This window comes from Bartonella sp. 1-1C (assembly GCF_002810325.1).
Lineage (GTDB): Bacteria > Pseudomonadota > Alphaproteobacteria > Rhizobiales > Rhizobiaceae > Bartonella > Bartonella rochalimae.
Genome location: NZ_CP019489.1, coordinates 1,459,332 through 1,477,805 on the forward strand (window position 1 = coordinate 1,459,332; position 18,474 = coordinate 1,477,805).

The 18,474-nt window shown below is 34.0% G+C and carries 17 protein-coding genes; 8 read left to right on the forward strand and 9 right to left on the reverse strand.

Annotation, left to right across the window (positions count from 1 at the left end):
• The first annotated feature begins 440 nt into the window (after positions 1-440).
• The 5 genes from B11cv2_RS06530 (at position 441) to polA (ending at position 7,144) form a co-directional block, all read left to right on the forward strand.
• Complete coding sequence (locus B11cv2_RS06530) at positions 441-1,271, forward strand: pyruvate, water dikinase regulatory protein (RefSeq protein ID WP_256387023.1); 831 nt, start codon at positions 441-443, stop codon at positions 1,269-1,271.
• A complete protein-coding gene (locus B11cv2_RS06535) occupies positions 1,268-1,864 on the forward strand; it encodes a Maf family nucleotide pyrophosphatase (RefSeq protein WP_100693823.1) in 597 nt (198 codons plus the stop codon). The genes B11cv2_RS06530 and B11cv2_RS06535 overlap by 4 nt, the downstream gene beginning before the upstream one ends.
• A 756-nt stretch (positions 1,865-2,620) precedes the next feature.
• Positions 2,621-3,214: a dephospho-CoA kinase gene (coaE, locus tag B11cv2_RS06540; protein WP_100693824.1), complete on the forward strand. Its 594-nt coding sequence runs from the start codon at positions 2,621-2,623 to the stop codon at positions 3,212-3,214.
• A 13-nt stretch (positions 3,215-3,227) separates the two neighbouring features.
• A complete protein-coding gene (dnaQ, locus tag B11cv2_RS06545) occupies positions 3,228-3,935 on the forward strand; it encodes a DNA polymerase III subunit epsilon (RefSeq protein ID WP_100693825.1) in 708 nt (235 codons plus the stop codon).
• Between the two features lie 302 nt (positions 3,936-4,237).
• Positions 4,238-7,144, forward strand: coding sequence for a DNA polymerase I (polA, locus tag B11cv2_RS06550; RefSeq protein WP_100693826.1), 2,907 nt, complete (start codon positions 4,238-4,240; stop codon positions 7,142-7,144).
• On the opposite strand, the gene B11cv2_RS06555 is transcribed toward polA, so the two are convergent.
• The 7 genes from B11cv2_RS06555 to B11cv2_RS06585 all read right to left on the reverse strand — a co-directional run bounded on the left by B11cv2_RS06555 (position 7,141) and on the right by B11cv2_RS06585 (position 12,630).
• Entirely contained in the window at positions 7,141-7,974 is an 834-nt protein-coding gene (locus B11cv2_RS06555) for an endonuclease/exonuclease/phosphatase family protein (RefSeq protein ID WP_100693827.1), read from the reverse strand. The two genes, polA and B11cv2_RS06555, sit on opposite strands and share 4 nt — an antisense overlap.
• A gap of 142 nt (positions 7,975-8,116) precedes the next feature.
• On the reverse strand, positions 8,117-8,890 hold the full coding sequence (locus B11cv2_RS06560) for a Bax inhibitor-1/YccA family protein (RefSeq protein WP_100693828.1): 774 nt from the start codon (positions 8,888-8,890) through the stop codon (positions 8,117-8,119).
• Between the two features lie 697 nt (positions 8,891-9,587).
• The gene (gene lspA / locus B11cv2_RS06565; protein ID WP_078673439.1) at positions 9,588-10,091 is read right to left on the reverse strand and encodes a signal peptidase II; all 504 of its coding nucleotides are present in this window, start codon (positions 10,089-10,091) and stop codon (positions 9,588-9,590) included.
• A gap of 3 nt (positions 10,092-10,094) precedes the next feature.
• Positions 10,095-10,937, reverse strand: a complete 843-nt coding sequence (locus B11cv2_RS06570) for an RNA methyltransferase (protein ID WP_100693829.1) — start codon at positions 10,935-10,937, stop codon at positions 10,095-10,097.
• Positions 10,938-10,939: 2 nt separating this feature from the next.
• Positions 10,940-11,872, reverse strand: a complete 933-nt coding sequence (locus tag B11cv2_RS06575) for a class I SAM-dependent methyltransferase (RefSeq protein ID WP_100693830.1) — start codon at positions 11,870-11,872, stop codon at positions 10,940-10,942.
• Positions 11,873-12,031: 159 nt separating this feature from the next.
• Positions 12,032-12,343 (reverse strand): LapA family protein, encoded by a 312-nt coding sequence (locus B11cv2_RS06580; protein ID WP_035006399.1) that lies wholly within the window; start codon positions 12,341-12,343, stop codon positions 12,032-12,034.
• Between the two features lie 8 nt (positions 12,344-12,351).
• The gene (locus B11cv2_RS06585) at positions 12,352-12,630 is read right to left on the reverse strand and encodes an integration host factor subunit beta (protein WP_035006398.1); all 279 of its coding nucleotides are present in this window, start codon (positions 12,628-12,630) and stop codon (positions 12,352-12,354) included.
• 212 nt (positions 12,631-12,842) lie between these two features.
• On the opposite strand from B11cv2_RS06585, the gene lptC reads away from it, so the two are divergent.
• From lptC to lptB, 3 genes are all read left to right on the forward strand, one after another.
• The gene (gene lptC / locus B11cv2_RS06590) at positions 12,843-13,493 is read left to right on the forward strand and encodes an LPS export ABC transporter periplasmic protein LptC (RefSeq protein WP_100693831.1); all 651 of its coding nucleotides are present in this window, start codon (positions 12,843-12,845) and stop codon (positions 13,491-13,493) included.
• Positions 13,494-13,559: 66 nt separating this feature from the next.
• Positions 13,560-14,159 (forward strand): LptA/OstA family protein, encoded by a 600-nt coding sequence (locus tag B11cv2_RS06595; RefSeq protein ID WP_100693832.1) that lies wholly within the window; start codon positions 13,560-13,562, stop codon positions 14,157-14,159.
• Between the two features lie 6 nt (positions 14,160-14,165).
• Positions 14,166-14,957 carry an LPS export ABC transporter ATP-binding protein gene (gene lptB / locus B11cv2_RS06600; RefSeq protein WP_100693833.1) on the forward strand — a complete coding sequence of 264 codons (792 nt, stop codon included), beginning with the start codon at positions 14,166-14,168 and terminating at the stop codon, positions 14,955-14,957.
• Positions 14,958-15,142: 185 nt separating this feature from the next.
• On the opposite strand, the gene B11cv2_RS06605 is transcribed toward lptB, so the two are convergent.
• Positions 15,143-16,720 (reverse strand): peptide chain release factor 3, encoded by a 1,578-nt coding sequence (locus B11cv2_RS06605; protein WP_100693834.1) that lies wholly within the window; start codon positions 16,718-16,720, stop codon positions 15,143-15,145.
• Positions 16,720-18,378 (reverse strand): lysine--tRNA ligase, encoded by a 1,659-nt coding sequence (locus B11cv2_RS06610; protein ID WP_371410326.1) that lies wholly within the window; start codon positions 18,376-18,378, stop codon positions 16,720-16,722. Before B11cv2_RS06610 ends, B11cv2_RS06605 begins: the two co-directional genes overlap by 1 nt.
• Positions 18,379-18,474 lie beyond the last annotated feature (96 nt).

The window sequence follows — 18,474 nt, forward strand, 5'->3', positions numbered from 1 at the left end:
TATTTTTTCATAGGCTATTTTAAGCAAATTATATTGTTTTATTTCTTTATAAAACAAATATAGAATTTTATTTAAGTTCGTTAGAGTTTAATAGCTGATATATCTGATAATTTAGATGTCACTTGGAATATGTTAATTTTGTTTTGGGATATAATTTAATAAAGTTAAAATTTCGGAAGGATTATTCTTATTAAAACCTGTGTTTAATGTGGATTATTATTTATCCTTCATTTATCCTCAATTTTATCAACAAGGAAAAACAAAAAAAAACAATAATAAATAACTGTTTAAAGATATTATTCTTGTTTTTTCCTATAAGATAAATTTATTTATTATTGTTTTTAAATTTGTGCATAATAATAATAATAAATTTCTAAATTTTAGCTTTTAAAAATTTATAAAATTTTATACACACTGATTAACAAAGGATTAAATTTTCTGTGGGTGAAAAAAAATTTCATTTGTATATGATTTCTGACGCGACGGGAGAGACATTAATTTCTGCTGGAAGAGCTGTAGCATCGCAGTATAAAATAAGAAAAGTTATAGAACATGTTTATCCAATGATTCGCAGTAAAATGCAGTTGCAGCGAGTCATTAATGAGATAGAAAAAGAACCAGGAATTGTTCTTTACACGATTATTGATAAAGAAATTAAACAATTAATTGATGAAACCTGCGCAAAAATATCTGTTCCTTGTGTTGATATATTAGATCCTATTTTAAATGTCTTTCAATCTTATATTGGAACACCTAAAAATTTACGTGTAAGTGCACAACATGAACTTAATGCAAATTATTTTCGTCGTATTAAAGCTTTAGATTTTACAATAGAGCATGATGATGGGCAATCTCCTGATAGTTTACTAGATGCGGATGTAATTCTTATAGGTATTTCAAGAACCTCTAAAACACCAACAAGTATTTACTTAGCAAATCGTGGAATTAAAACCGCTAATGTTCCTCTTGTTCAGGGAATTGATTTACCTCAAACTATTTTTGAAGCAAAGAACGCCTTAATTGTTGGTTTTATTGCTTCAGCTGAAAGAATTTCACATATTCGTGAAAATAGAGATTTAGGAGATAGTTTTTCTTTTGAAAGCTACACTGATCGCATTAGCATAGCTGAAGAACTTATTTACACAAAACGTATTTGTGAACGTTTTGATTGGCCTATTATTGATGTTACAAGACGTTCTATTGAAGAAACAGCTGCAGCAGTTTTTGAACTTTTATCGCAATTTCGTGAAGGAAAGGAGAAGAAAATATGATGAAAAAAATATTAATATTAGCATCTCTTAGTCCTTATCGTGCTCAGTTGTTAAAGAGAGCTGGTTTAAATTTTTCTGTTGAAGGAGCTTCTTTTGATGAGAGAGAAATAGAAAAAATAGCAAAGATAAAAACTCCTCAAGAACTCTGTTGTTTTCTTGCTAATATGAAGGGAAAAAATGTGTCTGATCGTTTTCCCGATGCATTCGTTATTGGTTGTGATCAAGTTTTCGATTTTGAAGGCCAAATTTTTCATAAGGTAAAAAATGATGAAGAAGCACGTCAACGTTTACATATGTTATCAGGAAAAAAACATTCTCTTCATAGTGCCATTGCTTTAGTTCAAAATGGTAAAAAAATTTGGTCTGAAGTTTTTAGCGCTCATATGACAGTGCGTCCTCTCTCACTAAAATTTATCGAAGATTATTTAAAATGTGTAAAAACAGATGTTTTAAGAAGCGCGGGAATCTATCAGATTGAAGGAGAAGGAATCCATCTTTTTGAAAAAATCGAAGGGGATTTCTTTACTATTGTTGGTTTACCTTTATTACCTTTATTAATCAAATTACGACATTTAGGAATTATTGATAGCTAATTTGATAAAAAATGGTAAAAAGAAAATGTGCTTATGCGTTTTTATTGTTAGTTATCTAAGTTTATCATTCAAAGTCACCAAAAATCTTACAAGTTTAGCTCAAACAATAAGCTTATTATGAGTTTTTTGCAAAAGAAATAACATTTAGAAAATTTAAAGATTTGCTTATATTTGCAAAAATAAAAAATTTTTGTGAAAGCAGTGCTTTATTATATAAGAAAAATATTTTTCATTTAGTAGTCTATAAAGATCAGATAGTTAAAATTGTAGGTGTTGTTAATATATCATGATTTAAGAAAAAATTACATTATAAATCATGGTAATTATAGTTTTTATGCTAATTTTGACGGCTTTTGTCATAGACGGATTGCGGAAACAGTGTTTATTTTTACAGGTAGTGATTGCAAATACTCTTTTGTATGTTTTCAAAAACATAAATTTGAGCGAATTTTTTACTTAATAGTATAAAACAACATGCAGAAAATTTAGCTGAGTACTTCGGGAATTTTATAAATATGGCAAGCATTTGTGAAAATTAAAACAAAAATTTTTTGCGATTTTTATAAAATTAAGCGAGTAACATTGGAAAAAAATACTCCTTATATTCTATTAATGATATCTCTATTACAGCAAGCAAATAAAAATAATCGATGGACAGGATGTTTTTATACTAAGTTGTTCCTAGTTTTGAATAATGATTTGTAATGAAATCATTGGTAACAAAGCAATCTTAGAAGGTGCAGGTGAAAATAAATTATGAAAATTATAGGATTGACTGGATCAATAGCAATGGGAAAATCAACAACTGCTTATTTTTTTAAACAAGCGGGTATTCCTGTTTTTAATGCAGATGAAGTTGTACACCAACTTTATAGCAGTGAACCAACGGTGTCTCTTATAGAACGTGCTTTTCCTGGTGTTACTGAAAATGGCCAAGTCAATCGTCTAAAACTTTCTGAAATTTTAGTCAATAACAGTAAAAAATTAAAGATTTTAGAAAAAATAATTCATCCTTTAGTACGAGAAAAAGAAAGGGAATTTATTAACATAGCACGTCAGCAGAAAAAAAAATTGGTTGTTCTTGATATTCCTCTTCTTTTTGAAACAAAAAGTGAGAGTCGTGTTAATAATATAGTTGTTGTGTCTTCTCCACCAGAAATACAAAAAGCACGTGCAATGAGTCGGCCAAATATGAGCGAAGAAAAATTTTCAATTATTAATGCTAAACAATTATCTGATAAACAAAAACGAAAATATGCTGATTTTGTCATTAATACGGGAAAAGATTTGGAAAATACACGTCAACAAGTTTTACGGGTGATAAAAAGTCTATTAAAAGATGCTTCTTAAAAGAGTTAGAACAATGCGTGAAATTATTTTTGATACTGAAACAACGGGATTAAATAAAGAAAGTGATCGCATAATTGAGATCGGTTGTATAGAAATGGTCAACCGTTATCTTACAGGACGTCGATTTCATGTTTATTTAAATCCACAAGGTGTTGTTATTCCTGATGAAGTTGTTGCTATTCATGGGTTGACGAATGAACGCTTAAAAGATGAAAAAAAATTTGATGATATTGTCGATGCGCTTCTAGATTTTATCGATGGCGCAACAATCGTTGCTCATAATGCAAATTTTGATATCGGTTTTCTTAACGCGGAATTAGAGCGAGTTAATAAGCCTCTTATCAATAGTGATAATGTCATCGATACATTATCTATAGCACGACGCAGATTTCCTATGGGGCCTAACTCTCTTGATGTTTTATGTAAACGCTTTGGAATTGATAATAGTCATCGTGTTCTTCATGGGGCTCTACTTGATGCAGAGATTCTTGCGGATGTGTATATTGAGTTAATTGGTGGAAAACAGGGAATATTCAGTTTTGATAATTATGAAAGTTGTGATGTTATGAATGTTCAAGATAACAAAAATGCTTTCCCTACAATAAAAATTCGCTCCCAAGCTTTGCCTCAAAGATTAAGTAAACAGGAAAAAGATATGCATATCGACTTAATCAAAAAGATAGGTGACAAAGCTTTATGGAATCACTTCAGGATTACTTAAAATAAAAATTGTTCCGCATTTTCAACCTTTCAAAAAAATACGGTCGCTGTGGGGAGGGGAACACCACAACGACCTTACCGCCACATTGTACCCCAGCTATCATAGGAGGAACAAAATAAAGCTATTATATCCTGTAACAGCAAAGAAAAGCTTTAGGTACTGAACATAAAACGCAACGATATTCTAAACCTATGACAATAAAAAATGGCTTTTTAGAGGCAAAACCAACAGATTTTAAAATAGGATTAATAAAAACATAAAAGTATATTTTCTTTATATGGAAAGGGAGAAATAAAATCATTATGAAAGAAAATGATCATCTTTTTTTGGTTGATGGATCAGGCTATATTTTTCGTGCTTATCACGCTCTACCACCTTTAAAACGGAAAAAGGATGGACTTCCTGTAGGAGCTGTAGCTGGTTTTTGTAACATGCTATGGAAATTACTCTGTGACGTTCGTAATACCGCTATTGGTGTTGTTCCAACCCATATTGCTATTATTTTTGACTATTCATCTAATACTTTTCGTAAGGAAATTTATCCTCAATATAAAGCCAATCGAGCAGCTCCTCCAGAAGAGCTTATTCCTCAGTTTGCACTCATACGACAAGCAACAAAAGCTTTTAATTTGCCTTGTATCGAAAAAGAAGGATTTGAAGCAGATGATTTAATTGCTACCTATGCGCAATTAGCGACACAGGTTGGAGCAAAAACAACGATTATTTCTTCTGATAAAGATTTAATGCAATTAGTAAATAAACATGTGTCTTTATATGATAGTATGAAAGATAAGCATATAGGTATCTCTGAAGTCATAGAAAAATGGGGTGTAATACCTGAAAAAATGATTGATTTGCAGGCTTTAACTGGAGACCCAACAGATAATATACCAGGTATTCCAGGTATTGGCCCCAAAATTGCAGCACAATTATTAGATCAATTTGGTTCTCTTGATCTTTTACTGCAACGTGTGTCAGAAGTTAAGCAAATAAAGCGACGTGAAAATATTAAAACTTATAGTGAGCAGGCAAAAATTTCTCGTGAACTCGTTAAACTTAAAACAGATGTTCCTATAGATAAAGACTTAGATCATTTTATTTTGGAACCACAAGATGGTCGGCGTTTGATTGCTTTTTTGAAAGCTATGGAGTTTACGGCACTAACACGTCGTATCGCAAAAGAGACGTCGTGTGATGCTGCGGCTATTGATGCGTTAGAGCTAGATATTGAATGGAAAGAAACTACGTGCAAGACTGATTTGAGTAGCAAGGAAAATAATACAGTTTTATTTCATGATTTTTCTGAGAATTCTCCACAAATTTTAGCACAAAAACGCAAGGATAAAGCTCTTATTCAAAAAATTACAAGAGATACCTATAAGACTATTCTTGATGAGGAAATTCTAAAAGAATGGCTGTTAGAAGCGCAAGAGCAAGGCTATTTTTCCTTTGATACTGAAACAACTTCTCTTAATCCTATGCAAGCAAAGCTTGTTGGTTTTTCATTGGCGTTACAGCCTGGGAAAGCAGCCTATGTTCCACTTGAACATGTTGCAGAAGAGGATAATCTTTTGGGAGGTGGGCGTATTGTTCCACAAATTGAAACACAAAAAGCTTTAGCACTTTTAAAACCTATATTAGAAAATCAAGCCGTATTAAAAATTGGCCAGAATATAAAATATGACTGGTTAGTCATGAAACAACACAATATTGTAATGTGCTCTTTTGATGATACAATGCTTTTATCTTATGCTTTAGAGGCTGGAATTTCGACACATGGTATGGATGTTTTATCTGAGCGTTGGCTTGGGCATAAGCCAATTAGTTACAAAGATTTGACTCATAGTCGAAGAAAAATAGTTTCTTTTGCACGAGTAGATTTGAAACAGGCTACACTGTATGCAGCAGAAGATGCTGATATAACGCTTCGTCTATGGCAAGTATTAAAGCCACAGCTTGTTGCACAAAAGATGACAAAAATTTATGAACGTCTTGATCGTCCATTAATAGAAATTCTCGCAAGAATGGAAGAACGTGGAATTCTTGTCGATCGACAGATTTTATCACGCCTTTCAGGAGAATTGGCACAGACTGTTTTAAATTTGGGAGAGGAAATTTATCAGCTTGTTGGTGAAAAATTTAATATTGCTTCACCAAAGCAACTAGGGGATATCCTTTTTGGTAAAATGGGCTTACCTGGTGGCACTAAGACGAAAAGTGGACAATGGTCAACATCTGCACAAACTTTAGAAGAATTAGCTGCTGAAGGCCATATTTTACCAAGAAAAATTATTGATTGGCGCCAACTTACAAAACTAAAATCTACCTATACAGATGCTTTACCTTCTTATATCTTGCCTACAACTGGCCGTGTTCATACAAATTATTCTCTAGCAACAACATTGACAGGACGATTATCATCATCAGAACCTAATCTGCAGAATATTCCAGTAAGAACTGCTGAGGGAAGAAAAATCCGAGCAGCTTTTGTTGCTTCAAAAGGACACTTATTATTATCAGCTGATTATAGTCAGATTGAATTACGTATTCTTGCTCATGTTGCTGATATAACGGCATTAAAAGAAGCATTTGCAAAAGGTCAGGATATTCATGCTATGACTGCATCTCAAATGTTTGGAGTTGCAGTTGAAGGAATGACATCAGAGATACGTCGACGTGCGAAAGCTATTAATTTTGGTATTATTTATGGCATTTCGCCTTTTGGCTTAGCAAGCCAATTGGGAATTTCACGTAAGGAAGCTAGCGATTATATTCAGCTCTATTTTGAAAGATTTCCAGGAATAGAGGATTATATGGAAAGAACAAAAATATTCGCGCGTCATTATGGTTATGTAGAGACCATTTTTGGACGTCGTATCCACTATCCTGAAATAAAAACCGATAAACCACAAATTCGTTCTTTTAATGAACGAGCTGCTATCAATGCACCAATCCAAGGGTCAGCAGCGGACATTATTCGTCGTGCTATGATTCAAATGGAAAATGCTTTAGAAAAAGAAAGATTGTCGGCTAAAATGTTATTGCAAGTACATGATGAACTTATTTTTGAAGTTCCCAAATCTGAAAGTAAAAAAACTACGATTCTCATTAAAAAAGTTATGGAAAACGCTACAATGCCAGCATTATCTTTATCTGTACCGCTTGAAGTGAAAGTTATAGCTGCTCAAAATTGGGATGAGGCACATTAATTTGTTTTATTCAGTTTATGTTTAAGAGTAGACATTGCTTTTGAAAGGTTAAGATATGCTTTAATAGGCAAGTGATCAGAGGCAATACGTGCAAGTGGTGAATAATGGTTTTCAACATTTATCAATAATTGATGAGGAAAAGCAAAAATTTTGTCAAGAGATAAAAAAGGAAAACGAGAAGGGAAACTTGGTACGCTACCAAGTGTGATATCAAAGTAAGGGGAAAAAAAATTTAATGATGAGCCTTTATCTTTGCGCCATTCATTTAAGTCACCAATGAGAAGCGTAGGCATAACAGAATATTTTTTAAGAAGCGCAAGAAGCATTTTAACTTGCTGATTACGAGAATGGCGTAACAAACCAAAGTGAGTTGCTATAACACGAATAAAGCCTGACTTCATTTTTAATTCTACAATTATAGCTCCACGGGGTTCAAAACCAGGTAAAGTGATTTGTGAGATATTATGTACAGATCCTTGGCGCAAAAAAAGAGCATTACCATGCCAGCCATGGCCATTCGGTGACATAGTTTTTAAAGGCACTGGAATTAACCCTGTTTCAGCTTTTAAGAGTTGAAGATCAATCAAACCCGTGCGTTCACCAAAACGCTTATCCGCTTCTTGAAGAGCGAGAATGTCTGTTTGTAATTCAGCGATAACATGTACAATACGAGCAGGATTAAAAATTTTATCAACACCAACACATTTGTGGATATTATAAGAGGCTATAGTAAGATCATAGTTATCATTATGATTGGTTACATTTTTATGATAACCAGAGTGATTATAAATTGCCCTTAATAAAGAATTATGAATTTTTTTCTGGATCAATGTAACAAGCCAACAAAATTTTAGTTTTTTGTTATTTTTAGTGTTTAATCACGTCAATAGATTTAAAAACAGCACTTATGTAAAAGATAAAAAAGCCCTGCTTTCTTAAAAACAAGGCTTTTAAGTTAAATAATAATTTTTATTAATCGCGATTAGAACCGAGAAATTGCAATAAAAAAACAAACATATTAATGAAATCAAGATATAGATTCAATGCACCCATGATAATCTTACGGCTGCGAGTATCATATCCATCTCCTTCATAATACATCAACTTTATGTGTTGCGTATTGTAAGCTGTTAAACCAGCAAAAACGAGAACACCAATCACAGAGATTGCAAATTGTAAAGCACTTGATCCAAGAAAAATGTTTACAATTGTAGCAAGCATTAAACCAATTAAACCCATAAACAAAAATGAACCTACAGCTGTAAGATCACGCTTTGTAGTATAACCATATAGTGATAAAGAACCAAAAGCAGCAGAAGTAATAACAAATGTTTGTACAATACTTTCTGGCGTATAACGTAGAATAATAGACGATAGCGAGAGTCCTACAAGAGTAGCGTAACCAAAAAAGAGGCTCCGCGCGACACTAGTACTAAGCGTATTAATTTTAAAACTGAGAAATAATACAGCTACTAGCGGTGCAAACATAATAACATAAGAAAACGGTGACATATAAAATGTCACACCAAATGATGTTAAATAAACACTTCCATTGATTTGAGCTGCAGCTTGACTCATATCTGTTGTTGTAGCCAATGACGCGATTGCATAAGCGGCAGCAGCTGTAGTAAGCAAACCAATGGCCATTGTGTTATAGACGCCCAGCATATAACTGCGCAACCCTTGATCAATTGATGCATCGGCATGAGAAACAGATGCCGAACGTAAATTTTTAAAATCAGCCATAATATAAGTCCTTTAGCATATGTTCCTTAAGGTACTCGAGTTAAAAGAAGCTTATACTCCTTTATGCTCTTAAAATATAAGCCTTTTTTGTTAAGCAAATATAAATGCTCTCAAAGCCTTAATGGAATTCTAGCACACTTCCCTCTATTATGGGGATTTATTTGGAAATTACAAGAGTTTTTTATTGAAAGAAAAGTTTAAAAATTAGTAATAAATGGTTATTTTTCTCTAGAGTATATAAGAGAAGTGTAATGTGATTGATGTAAAAACAGTATTATGACGGTAGTACAAATTTTGTTAATTTTAGTGACTAAAGAAAAATAAAATGGATAAGCAAAAAAATTCAATATGGTTGATGTTTTCTAAGTCGCTTGTAAAATAAAAAAGTGAATACACGATCCTTCAAAGAGAAAGAACGCTTCTAATATTCTCTTTCTTTTGAATAAGTTCTATTGTTTTAATTGATTATAATAATGATTTCTGTGAAAATTAATCTTTAGTGTTTGTAAGAAGGTTTTAAAAATTTTTATCTATATCCTATAATCATGAAAACCTTAACAGATCTAAGAAAAAGTGTACTTTTTTTATTTATATACTAACACAGAAAAGCGAGCTTTTCTAGGCTAATGTAGCTCTATAGAGCCTTTGAAAGAGGCCAGAAACTGTTAAAAAATTTAAAAAAAATCACAAAATTTCTTTATTCAAGAGATGTGTTATTAGAATAACGTTTTTTTTTAGCGCATATGCAAAATTCGTCAATTAAAACAGCAACAGCACCAAGTGTGATAAAAGTATCAGCAAGATTGAAAACAGCAAAAGAAAAAACATCACGAATATGAAATAACAGGTAATCTATGACATAATGAAAACGAACACGATCAATGAGATTACCGATTGCCCCACCGATAATAAGGGTAATACCAAAATGCGATAAAAATTTGTCTTTTGCAGTATTTTTCAACAACCATAAAAGAAAAACAATAATAATGAGCGTAAGAGCAATAATTCCCCAATGAGGGTAGGAAGAAAGGAATGAAAATGCAATGCCAGTATTGCGAACATGATAAAGAGAAATAAAAGAAAAAATCGGTATTTCTGCTCCTAATTGTAAGCTATGCATAATCCAATATTTGATTGCTTGATCAAGCCCCACTGTAAAGATTAAAGTAAAAAAAAGAAAGAGCAATGATTTCCTTGTCATTTTTTATCCCTGCATGACTTTAAGAGTTAAATAAGAACGACGAATTTCATAGAGCATAATAGCTGTTGCTACTGCTAAATTAAGCGAATCGGCATGCCCACATTGTGGGATGCGCGCCAGCTTATGACAGTGATTTACGAGAACATCCGATAAACCTTGTTGTTCATTTCCCATTAAAAGTATAATCGGACCATTTTTAAAATCAATTGTGCGGTAATCTACAGATCCTTTAAGGTGCGTACCAACGATCATCCCTTTAAAATGTGTAGACCAATTTAAAAAAGTACTTTCATTACAACGATAAAGTGGTACGGAAAATATAGATCCCATTGTTGCACGTACTGTTTCTGGTGAAAAGGGATCTGTTGTTTCTCCAATTAAAATAATTCCTTTGGCTCCTGCTGCATCAGCAGTACGGATGATAGTTCCAAGATTTCCAGGATCACGCACACGATCAAGGGCGATATAGACATCATCGATTTGTCTTATTATTTTTTCAATAGAGTGCCATTGTTGCTTAAAAATACCAATGACCGTTTGTGGGTTATCGCGGTGGGTAATGGATTCTAAAACCTTTTGTGAGGCTTTAATTACAGAACCACCATTGGCTATAGCATTTGCAGCGGTATTTTCAATGATGGAATTACTCAGTGAATTTTTAGAAACGATAAGTGTGTGAATTGTCCAACCAAGATTTAGAGCATCAATGACTAATTTTAGTCCTTCTGCCATGAAAATACTTTCTCGATTACGGTTTTTCTTTTTGTTTAGCGCTTTAAGATATTTAATAATAGGATTGCTAAGGGATGTAATTTCTTTCACTTTGCCGGTTTTTTGTTTACACATGTTCAAGCAATCCAACGGCTAAAAAGTGAAGTAGAAAGAGCTCGTCCAGCCGATTCTTCACGCAAAATCAATTCTCCTGACTCTATCGTACCACCAAGATTTGTAAATGCATCACGCATCAAAGTATGAAACGTATAGAAGGAAGCACGAATAGAATAAACTGTAAGAACGACAGCAAGTGGTTTATTCGATAAGAGTTTGCGGCAGTTTTTAATCATGGTGGGTAAGTGATCAAACAATTGCCAAATTTCATTATGAGGTCCGCGTCCATAAGCAGGAGGATCAAGGAGAATCAAATCATAGCTTTTTTGACGGCGTAATTCACGTTCAACAAATTTTATTGCATCGTCGCATATCCAGCGAATGGGACGATCTAATAATCCTGCTTTTTCTTGATTAGCTTTCGCCCAACTGATAGCTTTTTTAGAAGCATCAACATGGGTAACAATCGCACCTAAACGTGCACCAATGAGAGAAGCAATGCCTGTATAGCCAAAAAGATTTAATAATTTGATAGGACGATTGGTTTTAATAATTTGTTCTTCTAGTGAACGCCAATGAGCATCTTGTTCGGGAAAAACACCCACATGACGAAAGGAAGTAAAACGTCCCAGAAAAGATAAGCCATTCCAAGAAAGTGGCCATGTTTCACCAAGAGGCTTTTTAGGAAAATACCAACGACCAACTCCTTCTTCATCTCGGTTACCTGTAAAAATTGCATCAACATTAGCCCAATTTTTCTGTGATAAAGCTGGTTGCCATAGCGCTTGACTTTCTGGCCGAATAATACGGTAGGAACCATAACGCTCCAGTTTTTTTCCATTTCCAGAATCAATTAAAGCATAATCTGTGCTTGCACCTGTTTCTAAAATGAAAGGCAATTTCTCTTGTGGGTATACTTTATGAGAGTGTGGTTGGAGACATTGTACAGGCATATTGAGTGTCGTAATATATTGTCCTAAAAAGGGATTATTTTAAATATTCGTTGAAGTCCTTATGATGTTAAGAGTCGTAAGGTAATTAAACTATGTACAGGAAACAAGAGAAAACATCTTTAGATTTGTTATCTTTTGAGCACTATAGAAAAGATTTTGTTAGAGTGCTACCGTATTAGATTTATTAGCAATTGATATTTTTAATTTCTCTATTTGAGCTTTGCTTTCTTTTAAGGCTTTACGGTTTTTGTATTGTGCAAACCAATTGATTATACTGCTTAACAAAAGACCAAAACAAAAAAAAGTAAAAAGCCAAACAAAAAGAGGAGCTTGATAAGTAAAATGTTCAGAATTGTTTTGAAAAGGATTAAGCGTTAATATAACAACTTGGCGATTAGCAACGATAAAGCCAATCAAAAAAGCTGTAATAGGCGCCAAAATAACCGCTAAGAGAAAGCGTTTAATGATCATGGATTTACTCATTTATTAAGCCGGTCACGCAGATCTTTGCCTGTTTTGAAAAAAGGAACCCATTTTTCTTCGACCATAACAGTTTCACCTGTTCGTGGATTGCGACCATTACGAGCTGAACGTGTTTTTATAGAAAAAGCACCGAAACCACGGAGTTCAACACGTTGACCATTAGCGAGAGCAGCTGAAATTTTTTCAAAAATAGCACTCACAACATTTTCTGCATCGCGCTGCATAAGATGCGGATTATGACGAGCAATAATTTGTACAAGTTCTGATTTAACCAAAATAGCCTCTCTTTCATACGAAAAAAGATTTTTGTTATAATTGTGTGTTTCATATATGCACGTTACATATATAAGATATGCATATTCCAATATATAAATCATTAACAGTAAAATAAAGCCAGTAAAAGAAAGATTGCAATAAATAAAATTTAAAACATGCCTTATAAAAACTCTATAAATAAAAAAAGTGAAATATCTGGGAAATTAACAATATGACTGTGCGTAACCAATATGAATTTTTTTCTATAGAATCATCTTTTAGCAATATTTTAAAAAAAACCTATTTTCATTCCCATAAGGTTCGCTTGTTAAAAATTTGTTTACCATTTCTTGCATTGATTATAGCATTAATTTTTTGTTGGTTCACATTTTTTTCTATTTCTTTTTCCTTTGATAAGGTGCTTTTGAGTCATGAAGAAGAGGAAATAGCACAATTAACAATGCTTAATCCAAGATTAGAAAGTTATACAAATTTTCATAAGCCTTACTGGATTAAAGCAGAAAAGGCGTTTCAAGATCGTAAGTCTTCTGGAATTATTGGGTTAAAGAATATTACAGCTGAAGTCCCTACAAAAGGACAGGGGCAAATTTTTATTGATGCACAAGGAGGAGTTTATGATAATATTAAAAGTCATTTACAATTAAATGAACCTTTTACGGTTACAACGAAAGATGGGATAATTGCAAAATTTATAGCTGCAAATATTGATTTATCTAAAAGCCAATTTAATACAGATCAGCCTGTGAATATTCAAAGCGCCAATTTTCATCTTATAGCAAATGCTCTGCAAGTCTGTGAGAAAGAGCAAGTTATGTATTTCCAAAGGGGGGTACGTATTGTTCTTGATAAGAAGGAAAAATAATAGAAGGAACTTGGAGTAGTGTTTATAGAAGGCGTATGTACATTTATACGAGAAAAAAAATTAAGAATGAAGACAAAAAAATCGTGTAAAGAACAGGTAAGTCTCTTAACTTTAAGTCTAGCGATATTGGGATCAATTAATGGATATGCTGCAGTCACTCATTTTGGAATCGATGGGTTAAATGGGCAAGAGCCAATGGAACTTTACGCAGATTCTTTAGAAATACGTGATAAGGAAGGCATTGCTGTTTTTAATGGCGATGTTTCAGTGATGCAGGGCGAACGACTTTTACGAACGTCAAAATTAGTTATTTATTATAATAAAGCACATATAACAGGTGGTATAAATCAGTTGAGGAGACAATCGATTTTTCCTGAAAAGATTGGTTCGACAGATATTCAAAAAGTAGAAGCTTTAGGTGAGGTTTATATAAAAATGGCAAAACAAACTGCTACGGGTGATAAAGCTATTTTTGATGGACAATCGAATATGATAATCTTAACAGGTAATAATGTTGTGTTGACTGATGGCGATAATGTCGCTCAAGGATGCATATTAACAGCGAATATGAAAACTGGAAAAGCTTCTCTTGAAGGATGTAAGACTCCTAGAAAAAAGAATCGTGTTTCGATTATTTTAGAATCAAGCTCAAAGAATGGTCGTTAAGATTTCATGTTTGGAATCAAAAGAGAAAAAAAGACGATTGAACACAACCTTACGAGTAGGGTTTTAAAAAAAACCTCAAGGACTTTAGTTGCTCATAATTTAGTTAAAGTTTATCGAGGAAGACAGGTTGTTGATCGTGTTTCTTTTAATATTCACGCTGGAGAAACTGTCGGTATTTTGGGTCCTAATGGTGCTGGCAAAACGACCTGTTTTTATATGGTTACAGGTTTAGTAAAATCCGATGGTGGTTCAATCGAGATTGATGGGTTTGATATTACCCATTTGCCAATGTATCGGCGTGCTCGTTTAGGGATTGGATATTTACCGCAAGAAGCTTCAATTTTTCGTGGTCTCTCAGTAGAAAATAATATTAAGGCTGTTTTGGAAGTAATTCAAAAAGATCGCTTTAAACGCCATGAAGAGTTGGATGCCCTTTTGCATGAATTCAAAATTGATCATTTACGAAAAATGCCCGCTCTTTCTTTATCGGGAGGTGAACGTAGGCGTCTTGAAATTGCACGCGCTTTAGCTTCTCGCCCCAACTTTATGTTGCTTGATGAACCTTTTGCAGGAATTGATCCCATCGCTATTTCTGATATTAAACAGCTTGTTCGTCATTTAACTCAACGTGGTATTGGCGTTTTAGTAACGGATCATAATGTGCGTGAAACATTGGAGCTTGTTGATCGTGCTTATATTATTCACGCAGGAAAAGTGCTAGTTCATGGTTGTCCGAACGACATTATCAATAATGCTGATGTTCGTGAAATTTATTTGGGAGAGCAGTTTTCTCTTTAGTTTTTCCATTTCTATAGAATATTCAAGTTTAAAAATTATTGTCATATGATATATAAGTATTTCGTGACGATTAGAAAAAGAATAGTCTAATTCACTATAAAATTTTTAAACTTACAAAAGAATCATAGCTCATTTTAATGTTTTTATTTATAATAATTTCTTTTTTTTAAATTAAAAATCCTTTTTTATTTAGAGCGTATCTGATAATCTTTAAAAGCGACAAATTTTATTTTCGGGGCTCTTTCTGCTTCATAATTTAACGAAAAATGATTTTCTGCTAAAAAAACTGGATCACTGTCTAAATCATGCGCAATAGCGGATCGATGATGAGTAAGAAAATTTTGAAGTTCTTCTTTACTTTCTGCAGAAATCCAACGACATACGTTAAAACGCGATGATTCAAAACTCACAGGTAGAGAATATTCTACTTTAAGTCGTTCTGTTAAAACATCAATTTGCAAAGCACCAATAACACCAATAAGAGCTGGGGAACCATCATAAGGGATAAATAACTGTACGACTCCCTCTTCAGCCATTTGATGCAAAGCGTCTTTTAGTTTTTTTGCTTTCATCGGGTCACCTAAGTGAACGCGACGTAAAATTTCTGGTGCAAAATTTGGTACGCCTTTAAAGAGAATATCTTCTCCTTCAGTCAAGGTATCTCCAATACGCAAAGTTCCGTGGTTCGGAATACCTACTATATCACCAGCATACACTTGATCAGCAATTTGACGTGAACGCGCAAAGAAAAACTGCGGTGCTGAAAGTGTCATTGATTTTCCTGTTCGTACTAACTTTGTTTTCATACCGCGTTCAAGTGTTCCTGAACACACCCGCAAAAATGCAATACGATCACGATGATTGGGATCCATATTCGCTTGAATTTTAAAGACAAAACCGGTCATTTTGGGTTCAGTAGCCACTACATTTCGTTGATCAGCTACCTGATCACGAGGGCTTGGACCAAAATCAATCAGGGCATTAATCAAATCACGGACACCAAAATTTCGTAAAGCTGAACCGAAATAAACAGGTGTCATATACCCTTCATAGAAAGCTTTAAGATTAAATTTCTTGCAAGCACTGCGAGCAAGCTCTACCCCTTCAATAAAGAGTGTTTGTTGATTTTCAGGAAGCAAATTTGCAACTTCGCGAAGATCAGAAATCGTTTGTGAAATAACCTCATGATCTTGCTGGCGAAAACAATTATTGTGAAGATCAAAAGTGCCAGTAAAATTCTTTCCTATACCAATAGGCCAAGTGATTGGAGCAGTATCAAGCGCAAGTTTTTCTTCAATTTCGTCTAAAATTTCTAAGGGATCACGGGCTTCACGGTCCATTTTATTAACAAAAGTGACAATAGGGATATCACGCATTCGGCATACTTCAAATAGTTTGAGTGTTCTTGGCTCAATTCCGCGTGCTCCATCGAGTACCATAATTGCACTATCAACGGCTGTTAAAGTACGATATGTGTCATCCGAAAAATCCTCATGACCTGGGGTATCTAACAAATTAAAAATATGATTTTCATATTCAAATGTCATTACGGATGTAACAACAGAAATACCACGGTCGCGTTCAATATTCATCCAATCAGAACGGGTTTGAATACGGTCTTTTTTTGCTTTCACCTCACCAGCCAACTGAATAGCACCACCAAATAATAACAACTTTTCTGTTAAGGTTGTCTTTCCGGCATCAGGATGCGCGATGATTGCAAATGTACGCCGTCGTTTTACTTCTTGTGCTCTACGTTCCATTATTTTTCTACCGATCGGGCAAGTGCTGTAGCAATGAGTGCACGTGTCTCATCAATTCCATACAGTGCTATAAATGATCCAAACCGTGGTCCTCGTTCTTGTCCTAAGAGTACTTCATAAAGCATTTGAAAAAAAACACTTGAAACACCAGGCCCCCCTTCTGGATTTTTTTTGCTATGGTCTTGATAGCATTCGGTTAAGCGTGCAACATCAAGAAGTGCATTTTGAAGAGTATTTCCATCAACAGTTTTCGGCAAACTCGCTAATTTTGTATCAATTTGAATCAATACTGAGCGTTCATTTTCATCAGCTGTACGAAATTTTTTATTTGGTTTTACGAATGTCTCAAAATATTTAAGAGCAAACTGTACTAACTGGTCAAGCATCGGATATATTTGCGCATTAGCTCCTTTAGCATAACGAGAAATAAATCCCCAAAGAACGTCTTTATTTTCAGCATTAGAAGCACTGACCAAATTCAACAGCATAGCAAAAGAAACAGGCAAATTGACCTGAGGAGGACATCCATGATGAATATGCCATACGGGATTATTAAGACGCTCTTTCCATTGCTGATGCTCATATGCTGAAAGATGTGCGTAATACTCATCAACAGTTTTTGGAATAACATCAAAATAAAGCCGTTTTGCTGTTTTTGGTTTTAAGAACATATAGAGTCCTAAACTTTCTGTTGGTGCATAAGTTAACCACTCATCAATAGTCAAACCATTTCCTTTAGATTTGGAAATTTTTTGTCCCTTATCATCCAAAAAAAGCTCATAATTAAATCCCTCAGGAGGCTTGCCACCAAGAATTTTGCAAATTTTAGAAGAAAGATTTGTTGAATCGATAAGATCTTTTCCCGCCATTTCGTAATCAATTCCGAGTGCAGTCCAGCGCATTGCCCAATCCACTTTCCACTGACACTTAACTTTTCCACCTGTAATTTCTGTTTCAATGGGCTCACCTGTTTCAGGTTCGATATAGGTTACAGTTCCTTTCTCAACATTTCGAGCAATCATTGGGACCTGTAATACTTTTCCAGAAAGTGGAGAAATAGGCAGAAAAAGTGAATAAGTTTCTTGTCGTTCTTTACCCAATGTTGGTAGAATGAGCTCCATAACCTTATCATAACAGGACAGTATTCTTAGAAGTGTTTCATCAAAACGACCAGAATGATAATAATCGGTAGCACTAGCAAATTCATAGTTGAAACCAAAACGGTCAAGGAAAGTACGCAAACGTGCATTATTAGCAGCTCCAAAAGAAGGATAATCATCTCCAAAAGGATCGGGGATACGGCTAAGCGGTTGACCAAGATAGTTTTCCATTTTTTTTCGATTAGGCACATTATCAGGAACTTTGCGCAAACCATCCATATCATCAGAAAAACAAAGAAGTTTTGTTTTAATTTTGTTTTCGGTAAGAATATGAAATGCATGACGTACCATAGTTGTACGTGCAACTTCCCCAAAAGTTCCAATATGTGGCAAGCCAGACGGTCCATAACCTGTTTCAAATAAGATATGCTCTGGGTAGCCAATTTTTTCATAGCGTTTGATAATTTTACGGGCTTCTTCAAACGGCCAAGCTTTTGATTGAGCAGCTGAATCTATTAGTTCAGGTGAAAGGTTATAGGTACCATACGGATTGTGCATCATCTTTATCCTAAAAATAAATTACTTAATGACAAGGTGTATGATTGTTAAACTTTTTCGTCAATAATAGTCATCTAAAAGCAAAAAAATCTTCTC